A 12,517-nucleotide genomic window follows, 5' to 3' on the forward strand; every position below is an offset into this window, starting at 1 on the left:
TCCATCTACTGGGGTTGATAATGTTTTCTAGAATACCCAACCCGGACGGCGATAAACCGACGCCGGGCACGAAAGGACAGAGAAGGCATCACTGGGAGTCGGCAAGGTTCAAATCTATACGGGCGACGGCAAGGGCAAGACGACGGCTGCGCTGGGGCTTGCGCTGCGCGCCACGGGCTATGGACTTAACGTACTCATGCTTCAGTTTGCCAAGAAGCTGCACTGCGCCGAACACGATGCCGCGCCGCGCCTGGGACTGCGCATTGTACAGGCCGATCGCGACACGCCCGAGGCTTGCGCCGAGCAGATCATGGAACTTGCACGCGAACAGATCTCGCAGGTCGACGTGCTCATTTTGGATGAACTCGGCGAGGCCATGCGACGGGGCTTTGTGACGCGCGAAGATGTCGAAGCGTTGATCGCGATGAAACCAACCACCAGGGAGCTCGTGCTCACCGGCCGCGGCCTGCTGCCCCACGCCGATCTGGCAGACCTGGTCACCGAAATGCGCCCCGTCAAACACTACTTCGACGAAGGCCTCCTAGCCCGCCAAGGCATCGAATACTAGCCATTGCGGACGTCCCCAATGGCTAGGCAGTGGCGCGGCCTAGCCAGTTGCCGCTGTGATGGTAGACGGTGAACATCGCGGCGGTGATTACCCAGGTTACGGGGTAGACCAGCAGCAGATGCTCGAGCGAGGGGTCGAGCGGCATAATCGCGAACACCCACGCCACGCGGAGCACGACCGTGCCGAAGATCGTGAGCATCATAGGCTGGAAGCTCACGCCAGCGCCGCGGATGGAGCCAGACGCGTTTTCGATAATCGAGAAGATCGCGTAGAACGGCGCGATGAAATGAAGAATCGTCGTGGTGTAGGCCGAAATCGCGGCATCGTCGATGAACAAACGCGACAACGGACCCGAGAACACAAGCAGCACGGCAGACAGGCCACCAATGAGCATAAACGACAGCACGAGCGACGTGTGGTATCCCTTTCGCATGCGATCGTAATTGCGCGCACCAAAGTTCTGCGCCGAGAACGTGGTGATCGACACGCCGAGCGCCTCGGTCACCATCCAGATAATGCCGTCCAGGCGGCCGGAAAGGCCCCAAGCGGTCGTGACATCGGCACCAAACGAGTTGACCGACACCTGAATCAAAACGTTGGAGATCGAATACGCCGCAGACTGAACGCCCAGCGGAAGACCACACGAAAGCATGCTCTTGCAAATGCCGCGATCGATACCGAGCTTGGATAGCGACAACCGCCACGCACCCGGAGCGCGCATCATACGAACCAGAATCATCGAGGCATTGGTGCAGATAGTCAGCACGACCGCGATGCCGCAGCCCAGCGCTTCCATGTGCAGCACGGCGACAAAGAGAATGTCGAATGCCACATTGACGAAGCAGCCGGATGCAATAATAACCGCCGGACCGCGCGTGTCGCCCACGGCGCGCAACAGCGCCGTCCCCATATTGAGCAGCAGCGCCGCAAACATGGCGGCAAAGTAGCAACGGGCATAGGCCACACCCTCGGCCAGCAGCTCATGCGGTGTATTCATCAACACAAGCATCGGCTCGACAAACACCATGCCCAGAATGGAAATGACAATGCCGCCCACCAGCGCGAGCGTCATAGCCGTATGGACCGATCGGCTCAGGCGCTCGTCATCGTGCTGGCCAAAAAACTGGCCCGTAATGACCGCGCAGCCGGCACCGACGCCGACACAAAAGCCGATGCAGAGCTCCGTAAGCACCATCGTGGCCTGAATGCCACCCAGCGCGAGCTTGCCGCCAAACTGACCGACGATATAGGTACCGATAAGCGTGTATGCCTGCTGAAAGAACGAACTAAAGAAGATAGGGACGCACAGCGACAGTAGCTGCTGCCAAATAACGCCCTGCGTTACATCGATAGCCGTAGATTTCTTAGCCACACGCCCTCCCCACCAGCGTACGTCAAACAACAAAACGGCAATTTAAGACCAAAGCCAACACCAGCTTAGCACCGACCGACGTCGGCCGAAACGCCCCGAACCAGAGCCCGGTGCTAACTATCTGCCTAGTGATACAGCCCCGGCTGGTAGTGGTACTCGTTGCTCACATGCGGGCACAGCTGCCAAAAGGCAACAGCACTTGCCGCGGCCACGTTGAGCGAATCGACCCCATGCGCCATCGGAATACGCACGGCGCGGTCGCAGCCTGCAATGGTCTTGGCGCCCAAGCCAGCACCCTCGGTGCCCATAAAGATTGCCAGGCGGTCAATCTCCTGGAGCGCGGGATCGTCCAGCGACACCGAATCATCCGTCAGCGCCATGGCGACACACGAAAAGCCGGCATCGTGCAGCGCCGCCAGCCCATCATGCGGCCATACGCGCGCCTCGCTGCCAATGCGCGTCCAGGGCACCTGAAACACCGTGCCCATGCTCACGCGGGCCGAGCGACGGTACAGCGGATCGCAGCACGTAGGGCTCACCAAAATGCCATCGACGTTCAGCGCAGCCGCCGAGCGGAAAATCGCGCCGACGTTGGTGTGGTCGACAATGCCCTCGAGCACGCACACGCGCACCGGGCGCTCCCCCGCCGCATCGACGACGCCACCCAAGAACTCGGCTACCGGAATCTGACGTGGACGACGGAATGCCGCGAGCGCACCGCGCGTCACATTGAAGCCCGTCAGCTGCTCCATAAGCTCCATGGAGGCAACGAACACAGGAACCGGACCCGCGCCCTCGCGCACAATCAGGCGCTCAAACAGCGGCATCATCTGGTCGAGCCAGCGCTCGCCCAAAAGAAAGCTCACCGGCTGGTATCCGGCGCGCACCGCGCGCTCGATAACCTTGGCACTCTCGGCGATAAAGATGCCCTTTTGCGGCTCCAGCACGCAGCGCAACTCGCGCTCGGTCAGTCGCACGTAGGCATCGAGCCGCTCGTCCTCGAGCGAATCAATTCGCAGCACCTCAACGGCATCAGTCATAGCAGCCAGCCCGCACCCTTCTTTACAGCACATCTATACCAAACGAGGCGACGCTAAGCGCCGCCCCATGCATTCAAACAACCCGATGATACCGTTCACGCCAGACGATTTACGCCTCAACGCGACGATACGTCACGAACTCATAATCGACACCCTCGTCGCCCTCACCCGAGGCAATCGAGACAACACCGCCACGCCGCGCAATCTCCCACGCGGGATCGGCATCCAAATCGGGAAAGTACGTATCCACGTCATGCACGCAGTGGTTATGCGTGACCTCGGCCTCGGCGCAATATGGCAAAAACTGCCGATACACCTCGCCACCACCGATCACCCACGCAACGGGCTCATCGGATACCGCGGCGAGCGCTTCGTCGACGCTATGCACCACGTCGACGCCCTCGGGAGCAAAGTCCTCATCGCGCGTGAGCACGATATTGCGGCGGTTCTTAAGCGGACGCCCGCCGGGAAAACTCAGCAGCGTCTTGCGTCCCATAATGACCGGGCAACCTTTGGTGCACGCCACAAAATGGCGCATGTCAGCACGGTTGGACACCACCATGTCGCCCTCGCACCCAATACCCCAGTCATCGCACACGGCGACAATGGCAGAAAGCTTACACGTCATGCGCGTCACCTACACCGCAATGGGGATGTTCTTGACCTGCGGGCCGTGCTCATAGCCCTCGACAATCAGGTCGTCGGTCGTAAACGCATAGAAGTCATGCACATCGGGGTTAAGCGTTACCTTAGGCGCGGCAAACTGCGGACGCTCGATAAGCTCGCGGACGATATCGACATGACGGTCGTAAATGTGGGCATCGGCGATCACATGCAGCAACTCACCGGCGATCATATCGACCGACTGCGCAACCATCATCAGCAAAATGGCATACTGGCACACATTCCAGTTGTTCGCGGCCAAAATGTCCTGGCTACGCTGGTTGAGAATCATGTTGAGCGTCGGCTTGTCGTCCTGCGGACGCTGCGTCACGTTATACGTCACGCTGTAGGCGCACGGATACAGGTGCATCTCGGACAGGTCGCTAAACACATAGGTGTTCGTCATAATGCGGCGGCTGTACGGCGTGTTCTTAAGGTCGTACAGCACGCGATCCATCTGGTCAAAGTCGCCCTCGGCATAATGGCTCTTCTGCCCAATCTGATACCCGTAGGCCTTGCCGATGGAGCCAGTCTCGTCGGCCCACTCGTCCCAAATATGGCTGTTGAGGTCATGCACGTTATTGGACTTCTTTTGATAGATCCATAGGATCTCATCCATGGCAGATTTGAGGGCCGTACGACGCAAGGTAAGCGCCGGAAACTCCTCACGCAGGTCATAGCGTGCCGTGACACCAAAGTTTTTAATGGTATAGGCAGGGGTGCCATCCTCCCACACCGGGCGGACCTTTTGGCCCTCGGTGGTGGTGCCATGGTCCAGAATATCGCGGCACATGGTTACAAACTGTTGATCAGCCTTGCTCATTGACCCTCCTGTCAGTCGCCTAAAAGCGAGATTCATTGTATCCCAGGCACATGCGGCCCCACAGCCCAAACATATGCCTTCATTTTCTGGCATATGCCAGAAATTCCTTGCGTAAATCTGCGCGTTCGCTATTCTATTGTTGACATATGTCAGATAAGGAGCACGTATGGCAGGAAGACGCGAGAAACTGCGCCGCGTCGGGATCATCCCCGAATACCGCGGCTTTACCCCTGACGGCCTAGCCAGCGGAGACGCCATCGAGATGACGATCGATGAGCTCGAAGTACTGCGCCTGTGCGACCTGGAAGGCCTCAATCAGGAGGCCGTCGCCCAGCAAATGGGCATCGCCCGCGCCACCGTGGCGGCCATCTGCAGCCGCGCACATCGCAAGGTGGCAAACGCGCTGGTCAACGGACGGGCGCTCGTTATCGAGGGCGGCAATATCGCGTACTCCCCCATTACCACGGCAACGGCCGTATGGCCAGCAAAGGAGATCGACACCATGAGGGTGGCAACCACGTACGACAACGGCAACATCTTTATGCACTTTGGCCACAGCGAGCAGTTCAAGATCTACGACATTCAGGATGGCAAGGTACTCAACGAGCAGGTCGTGGGCACCGACGGCACCGGCCACGGTGCCCTTGCGGGCCTGCTCGACAACGGTGGCGTGGACACGCTCATCTGCGGCGGCATCGGCGGTGGCGCTATCAACGCGCTTGCCCAAGCCGGCATCACGGTGTACGCAGGAGCTCAGGGCAGCTGCGACGCTTGTGTCGAGGCCCTTATCGCCGGAACGCTCGCACAGAACGGCGAGGCCACGTGCAGCTGCCACGGCCATGACCACGACCACGCCCACGAACATGGCGAGTCCTGCAGCTGCCACGGCCATCACGAGCCCGAGGGCCACGAGGGCTGCGGCTGCCACTAACGGCACGGCACCGCGAGCTCGGGGCGCGACGCTGAACGCAGCCCAACTATCAAAGCCAACAACAAAGGCCACCCGGTAGCTTCCGAGTGGCCTTTGCCATATCAAGCTGGAATTACAGCCCTATTTCTTATTGCGCATCTGCGCTTCCATCTGGCGCAGCAGCTCCATATCGGACTTGGGACCGCCCGTACCCAGGCCGCCCATGCCGCCCAGACCCATAGCGTCCAGCCCAGGGATATTGGGCATGCGCATCTTCTTGCCCTTCTTGCCCTTTTTGCCCTTCTTGCCGCCGGCTTGTGCCTGATTGGCCATCGTGCGCATGCGGCCCATCATCTTGTTCATCTCGCCCCACTGCTTCATAAGGCTATTGACCTCGGTGGGGGTCACACCGGCGCCCTTGGCGATACGCGCGCGACGCTGGCCGTTGATGATGGAGGGACGCAGGCGCTCCTCCTTGGTCATCGACATGATGATGGCCTCGTTCTTGTCGAAGATGCCCTCGTCCAGGTTGCCGCCCATCTGGTTGAGCGCACGCTGGCCGCCGGGGAGCATGCCCAGGATGCCCTTCATGCCGCCCATCTTCTTGACGGCCTTCATCTGGTCGAGCATGTCGTTCATGGTAAAGCCCTCGCGCAGCATGCGCTCGGCAGCCTCGAGCTGCTCGGCGTCGGCCGCCTCCTGGGCCTTCTCGATAATGCCGACGACGTCGCCCATACCCAGGATGCGCTTGGCCATGCGATCGGGATAAAACGGCTCCAGCGAGTCGGGCTTCTCGCCCATACTCACAAACTTGATGGGCTTGCCGGTCACCTGGCGCACGGAAAGCGCACCGCCGCCGCGGGCATCGCCGTCGAGCTTGGAGATGATCACGCCGTCAAAGTCGGTGCGCTCGGCAAAGGTCGAGACGACGTTGACGATATCCTGGCCGGTCATGGCATCGACGACCATCAGCACCTGATCGGGCTTGACGGCCTTCTTGATGTCCACGGCCTCCTGCATCATCTGCTCGTCGATCTGCAGGCGACCGGCGGTATCGACGATGACCACGTCGCGCAGGTGGTCGACGGCCTCCTGGATGGCACCCGTGGCAATGTCGACCGGATGCGCGCCATCGCCGCGGAAGACCGGCACACCGATCTCGCCGCCAAGCGTGGCAAGCTGGTCGGCAGCGGCGGGGCGGTAGACGTCGCACGCGGCGAGCAGCGGCGAGCGACCCTGCTTCTTGAGCAGGTAGGCCAGCTTTACGGCCGCCGTGGTCTTACCGGAGCCCTGCAGGCCCACGAGCATGATGACATTGGGAATGCGGTTGCTAAAGACGAGCTTGCTCTCGGTTGAGCCGAGCATCTCGGTGAGCTCGTCGAGCACGATCTTGACGACGTTTTGCGCCGGCGACAACGACTCCATGACCTCGGCGGTCATGCAGCGCTCCTTAGTCTTGGCGACAAACTCCTTGACAACCTTAAAGTTGACGTCGGCCTCGAGCAACGCCATGCGAATATCGCGCATGGCCGAAGTGATATCGGCCTCGGTCAGTTTACCCTTGCCGCGCAAGCGGTCAAATGTGTCGTTGAGGCGATCGCTCAGGGAATCAAACACTGGTTACTCCTTAATTGGACTCGCCCACCAGGGCGCGGCAGAAATCTTTGGCGTTAAACTCCTGCAGGTCATCGACCTGCTCGCCCACGCCGATGCGCAGGATCGGGAGCTTGAGCTTCTCAGCCACGGCCATGGCGATACCGCCCTTAGCCGTGCCGTCGAGCTTAGTCATGATAATACCGTCCAGGCCCAGCGCCTCGTTAAACTCGAGCGCCTGGTTGAGGCCGTTTTGGCCTGTCGCGGCATCGATTACGAGGACGACCGAGACGGGCATGGGTCCGGCGGCCATATTGGCGGCGCGCTTACGCGTCACGTTGACCACCTTGGCAAGCTCGCGCATAAGCTCGGGGCTCGTGTGCAGACGGCCGGCGGTATCGATAAGTACCAGGTCGCTGCCGCGCTTGTCGGTCTCGTCGAGCACGTCGTAGCACACGCTCGCCGGATCGGAGCCGCGGTCGCGCTTGATGACGGGAACGCCGGCGCGCTGGCCCCACACATCGAGCTGTTCGATGGCGGCAGCGCGGAAGGTGTCGGCAGAACCGATCACGACGTTCTTGCCGCGGGCGGCCATGGCGCTCGCGATCTTGCCGACCGTCGTGGTCTTGCCGGCGCCGTTAATGCCTACAAACAGTACACAGCTCGGCGTATCGGAAAACGGGTCGCGCTCAACAGGCACAAAATGGCCCTCGAGCTGCTCGGCCAGGGCGCGACGAAGCTGCGGGGCGGTCTTGAGGTTCTTCTTGGCGGCGGCGTCACGCAGGTCATCGGAGACCTGAATGGCGACCTCGGCGCCCATGTCACCCATGACGAGGGTGTCCTCTAGGTCCTCCCAAAAATCCTCGTCGACCTCGCCGCCAAAGTAAAAGACCTCGTTAAGGGCCTCGCGGCTGCGCTCAAGTCCGCGCGAGAGAGCATCGAAGAATCCCATTATGCATTCACGACCTTTCCGGTTTCGCGATCGAGTTTTTGCGAGACGACGCGACTGACGCCGTCGGCTTGCATCGAGACGCCGTAGAGGACGTCAGCGTCCTCCATAGTACGGCGCTGATGCGAAATGACCAAGAGCTGCGTATCGGAACGCAACACGTCGAGCGCGCCGATGAGCTTGGACAGGTTGGCGTCATCGAGTGCCGCCTCGACCTCGTCCAGCACATAGAACGGCACCGTGCGCGTGCGATACACGGCAAAGAGCAGGGCGAGCGCCGTCAGGCTCTTCTCGCCGCCCGACATGAGCATCATCTTGGTGATGCGCTTGCCGCGCGGCTGCGCCACGACCTCGATGCCCGTCTCGGCCGGATGCTCGGGGTCGGTCATCTCCAGATGCGCCTGACCACCCGGGAACAGCATGGCGAAGATCTGACGGAAGTTCGCATCGACCTTCTCGAAGGTCACCAAGAAGGCTTTACGCATCTTACGGTCGATGGCCACGGTAATCTTGGTGAGCGCCTTGCGCGCGCTCTCCAGATCGGCCAGCTGCCCCTCGATGTAATCGGCGCGGCGCTTGAGCTGCTCGTACTCCTCCATGGCAACCTGGTTCACAGGGCCCAGGTTGTTAATCTGGCGCACGAGCTGGTTGAGCTCGCGCTCGGCGGCGTCGCGGTCGGTGGGAGCAGGAAGCATGAGCGCTTCCTCGAGCACCGTGGTGCCATCGGCGGTAATGGCCTTGATGGCCGCCTCCACCTGCACCTCGAGCTTGCCGCGGGAAACCTTGAACTCGTTTTGCGTCGCCGTGGCGGCATCGACCCGCTCCTTGGCGCGGGAGACCTCGGCCTTGGCGTCTTCGATGGTCTTCTTGAGCGAGGCCGAGTCCGCCTCCTCGAGCGAAGCCTGATCACGCAGACGCGCGGCCCAATCCGATGCGCGATCCAGCAGGGCCGAATAGCGCTCGTGCATGGGGTCGACACGCAGGCGCAGCAGCTCGAGTGAGCGCGAGGCCTGGCGTGTTCCGCGGATACGGCGGTCGATGCCCTCGAGTCGATGCTCCAAGTCGGGCACACGGCCCTTCAGCGAACGCAGACGCTCGCTCGTCTGAGCCAGGCGGACCTTGGCATCGGCGAGCTTGCCGGCTGCCTCGGAATCGTCACGACGCACGCGATCGAGCTCGTCGTTGGCCTCGGCAATCTGAAGGCCCAGGTCGCTTGCCTGCGCTCGCGCCTCGTCCTGCGAACGGGTGAGCTCGTCCACGCGCGGGCGCGCAGCGCGAACGGCCTCGGCAGCCTGCTCGCGGCGCTTGGAAATACGCACGCGCTCGACCTCGGCATTGTTGGCGCTTTGCTCCAGGCGGCCGATCTCGGACAGCAGCGAGCGACGCTCGCCCTCAAGGCGGGCAATCTCGCCGGCAGCATCGCCCTCGGCGGCACGGGCCTCCTCGACGGCGAGGTTGGCCTCAACGACTTGGTCCGAAACATGCTCAAAGATAGCAGCCAGATCGGGCTCCAAGCCCTCGAGCTCACGGATGCGGCGCTTGCGCTCCAAGGCACCCGAAGCCTCGCCGGCATCGAGCCCCACGCGCACCAAGCCACCACAGGCAACGCGGGCGCCATCGGGGGTCACATAGGTCACGCCATCCACAACCGGCGCAGCCAGCGCGGTGGCCAAATCATCGACCACGTAATAGCCGCCGAGCAGTGCCTCGACAACCGGACCATAACCGGCGCGCACGGACAGGCGGTCGACCAGACGCGTACCGGCAGCGCCATTGGCAGCAGCACCACCGCTCACGCCGCGCGCCACCAACAGCGCCCCGCCCGAAGCCTTCTTTTGGTCCAAAGCCGCACGACCGGCGCGCTCAAGCGTAGCGGCATCATCAAACAAAAGAGCATCGATATCGCCGGCAAGTAGTTGCTCAACCAGGCCCTCAAGCTCACGAGGGGCGTCGAGCACGTCGCCTAGACGGCCTGAGACATCATCGCCCAGTGCGCCCATCAGACGGCTCACCAGCGGCGAGCTGTCTGCCATGCGGGCATCAAGCTTCTTTTGGCTGGCAAGCTCCGAGCGCACCTCGGACAGCTTGTTGCGCGCCTCGCTCTCACGATTACGCAAGTCCTTCAGGGCTGCACGGGCGACCTCGGTGGCCTCGCGCGCATCGTTCTGGGCCTGACGAGCCGCCTCAAGGGCACTCTCAAGCTCCTCAGCACGGTCGCGACGGCTATCAAGCGATGCTGTAACCTCCTCGAGCTGTTCATCAATCTGCTCCAGGCGCGAGGCGTACATGTTGTCCTCGACCTCGGCGTTGCTCAGCGAGTCCTTCACCTTGGCGAGTTCGAGCGCCGCGTTATCGGCCACACGCTGCACATCGCGTTGCTCACGCGTAAGCTGCGAAATCTGATTGTCGAGCGCCACGCGCCGATCGTGGAGCTCAGCGGCGGCAGGACCAGCGGCGTCAACGTCCTCCTGGGCCTGCATGTGCGCGCCGGTCACTTCCTCAAGCTGCGCACGTGCATCCTCGAGCTCCTCGACCACGCGACGACGCTGATGCTCGGAGCTCGAGATCTGGCCGCGCATGTCGGACAGGCGCGACACCATATTGTGGCCCTTTTCCTCGAGCAGGCGCATATCGGAGTTAATGCGACCGACCGCGTCTTGCATATGGCGGCGCTGCTCGCCCAGATCGCCCACAAACAGGCCCTTTTCCTCGAGCATGACCTGGAGCTTCTCGAGCTCGCGTTCCTTTTCGCCCAAGCGGTACTGCGCAAGCTCAAGCTCGGCAGCACCCTCCTTGGAGCGGCTCTCCAAGTCGTTCCACTGCGACTGCAGCGAACGAAGCTCGTCGACGGCCAGCATCTGCGTAAGCTCGTTCGCGCGCGAGGACAGCTCTTTGTACTTGCGCGCGCGATCGACCTGACGCTCCAGCGGTCGCAACTGACGGGCGATTTCCTTGTTGATATCGCGGGCACGGGTTAGGTGCTCGTCCATCGACTTGATCTTTTTGAGCGCACGCTCCTTGCGGCGCTTGTGCTTGGAGATGCCGGCGGCCTCCTCAATGAGGGCGCGGCGCTCCTCGGGGCGGCTCTGCAAAATGGCATCGAGCTTGCCCTGGCTGATGATGGAATGCGTATCCTTGCCCAGGCCAGAATCGTGCAGGATGTCCTGGATGTCCATCAGGCGGCACGGGCTCGAGTTGATGAGGTACTCGCTTTCGCCCGAGCGATACATGCGGCGAGTGATAGCCACCTCGTCAAAGTCGACAGGCAGCATATGATCCGAATTATCGAGCACCAGCGTGACCTCGGCCACACCCACCGGCTTGCGCGCCGACGAGCCCGAGAAGATGACGTCCTCCATGGCCTGGCCGCGCAGCTGCTTGGCGCTCTGCTCGCCCAGGACCCACAGAATCGAGTCGGAGATGTTCGATTTTCCCGAGCCGTTGGGACCGACGATGACGGTTAGGCCCGGCTCAAACGTCATATGGGCGCGGTCGGCAAACGACTTGAACCCTTTGAGCGTGAGGGACTTGAGATACACGGTTCCTCGCTTAAACAGGCTTCTTGTTGAGAATCACGCCGTTAGTGGTGTAACCCATGCGGTCGAGCGCCTCGAGCGCAGCGGCTCCCTCGGCCTCCTTCTTGGAGGAACCGGTGCCGCGGCCCTGGCGAATACCGTCGATGAGCACCACGGCGGTAAAGGTCGGTGCATGCGCCGGGCCTTCAGAGCCAACGAGCTTGTACGCCGGAGGCTCGTGGCCGTCGGCTTGCACGCACTCCTGCAAAAACGACTTGGGGTTCGCAGGATGCTCGGCACGCTCGGAGGCCAAATGGGGCTTAAGCGTACGGTGGATGAACTCCGCCGCCGCATCCCAGCCAGCATCCAGATACAGCGCACCCACGAGCGACTCATAGACGTTCTCGAGCGCCGAGTGCAGGCCGCGCGCGCCGGTACCGGTCTCGGAGGCACCAAAGATGATGATGTCGTCGATGCCCAGCTCATGGGATACCTCGGACAGCGTGGCACCCGAGACGAGCGACACCTTCAGGCGCGTAAGCTTGCCCTCGTCAAACTCCGGATAGGACTCAAAGAGCGAACGGGCGACGACGGCGCCCAAAATGGAATCGCCCAAGAACTCAAGGCGCTCATAGCTGGCAGAAACCGGCTGGCCCTCGACGGCCGAGGGATGCGTAAGCGCCGCGCGCAGCAGCACCTTGTCATTGAACTCGTGGCCAAGAATCTCCTGGGCGCGCGTAAGTCGTTCGGATAAAGCCAAGACCTAAGCCTCCCTGGCGTTTTCGATCGCGTCGACGGCGTCGGCGACAGAGTTGAGCGAGAGCAGGGTCTCGTCATCGATCTCGAGATTGAACTCGTCCTCGATAGCCGTAACCAGTTGCAGGCGCTCGAGCGAGTTGGCATCGAGGTCGTCAAAGGTGGTCTCATCGCTAATTTCGGCAACATCGACGCCCAGAACGTCAGCAGCGACCTCGGCGATCTTGTCGAAGATTTCGGAGCGGTCCATAGCGCTTCCTCTCATAGTGCATGAATACCAAAAGAATGGTACCGCCCGGGCGGTACCAAGACACGGTTCTGATTCTAC

Annotated in this window: 11 protein-coding genes; 2 read left to right on the plus strand and 9 right to left on the minus strand. The window is 61.7% G+C overall.

Annotated features, from left to right (window positions below; all coding sequences use genetic code 11):
* The first annotated feature begins 112 nt into the window (after positions 1-112).
* Positions 113-568, plus strand: a complete 456-nt coding sequence (locus tag ACESSC_RS03005) for a cob(I)yrinic acid a,c-diamide adenosyltransferase (protein ID WP_373161278.1) — start codon at positions 113-115, stop codon at positions 566-568.
* Positions 569-590: 22 nt separating this feature from the next.
* On the opposite strand, the gene ACESSC_RS03010 is transcribed toward ACESSC_RS03005, so the two are convergent.
* The 4 genes from ACESSC_RS03010 to thyA all read right to left on the minus strand — a co-directional run bounded on the left by ACESSC_RS03010 (position 591) and on the right by thyA (position 4,466).
* Positions 591-1,940: an MATE family efflux transporter gene (locus ACESSC_RS03010; protein WP_373161136.1), complete on the minus strand. Its 1,350-nt coding sequence runs from the start codon at positions 1,938-1,940 to the stop codon at positions 591-593.
* A 125-nt stretch (positions 1,941-2,065) separates the two neighbouring features.
* Entirely contained in the window at positions 2,066-2,980 is a 915-nt protein-coding gene (locus ACESSC_RS03015; protein ID WP_373161138.1) for a TrmH family RNA methyltransferase, read from the minus strand.
* Between the two features lie 109 nt (positions 2,981-3,089).
* On the minus strand, positions 3,090-3,608 hold the full coding sequence (locus ACESSC_RS03020; RefSeq protein WP_373161139.1) for a dihydrofolate reductase: 519 nt from the start codon (positions 3,606-3,608) through the stop codon (positions 3,090-3,092).
* A gap of 9 nt (positions 3,609-3,617) precedes the next feature.
* On the minus strand, positions 3,618-4,466 hold the full coding sequence (gene thyA, locus ACESSC_RS03025; RefSeq protein WP_117564144.1) for a thymidylate synthase: 849 nt from the start codon (positions 4,464-4,466) through the stop codon (positions 3,618-3,620).
* Positions 4,467-4,632: 166 nt separating this feature from the next.
* Here thyA and ACESSC_RS03030 point away from each other — a divergent pair, with 166 nt between their 5' ends.
* A complete protein-coding gene (locus ACESSC_RS03030) occupies positions 4,633-5,397 on the plus strand; it encodes a DUF134 domain-containing protein (protein WP_373161140.1) in 765 nt (254 codons plus the stop codon).
* Positions 5,398-5,517: 120 nt separating this feature from the next.
* Here the strand turns inward: ACESSC_RS03030 and ffh are convergent, their stop codons facing one another.
* Genes ffh through ACESSC_RS03055 form a run of 5 tightly spaced genes read right to left on the minus strand, consistent with a single transcriptional unit; the run spans position 5,518 to position 12,439 of the window.
* Positions 5,518-6,993, minus strand: coding sequence for a signal recognition particle protein (ffh, locus tag ACESSC_RS03035; protein WP_373161142.1), 1,476 nt, complete (start codon positions 6,991-6,993; stop codon positions 5,518-5,520).
* A gap of 10 nt (positions 6,994-7,003) precedes the next feature.
* A complete protein-coding gene (ftsY, locus tag ACESSC_RS03040) occupies positions 7,004-7,921 on the minus strand; it encodes a signal recognition particle-docking protein FtsY (protein ID WP_373161144.1) in 918 nt (305 codons plus the stop codon).
* A complete protein-coding gene (gene smc, locus ACESSC_RS03045) occupies positions 7,921-11,457 on the minus strand; it encodes a chromosome segregation protein SMC (protein ID WP_373161145.1) in 3,537 nt (1,178 codons plus the stop codon). Before smc ends, ftsY begins: the two co-directional genes overlap by 1 nt.
* A 10-nt stretch (positions 11,458-11,467) precedes the next feature.
* Positions 11,468-12,193, minus strand: a complete 726-nt coding sequence (rnc, locus tag ACESSC_RS03050) for a ribonuclease III (protein ID WP_195645049.1) — start codon at positions 12,191-12,193, stop codon at positions 11,468-11,470.
* 3 nt (positions 12,194-12,196) lie between these two features.
* Positions 12,197-12,439: an acyl carrier protein gene (locus ACESSC_RS03055; protein ID WP_055309519.1), complete on the minus strand. Its 243-nt coding sequence runs from the start codon at positions 12,437-12,439 to the stop codon at positions 12,197-12,199.
* Positions 12,440-12,517: the final 78 nt, after the last annotated feature.

The organism is Collinsella aerofaciens (genome assembly GCF_964243765.1).
Taxonomy (GTDB): Bacteria; Actinomycetota; Coriobacteriia; order Coriobacteriales; family Coriobacteriaceae; genus Collinsella; species Collinsella aerofaciens_BU.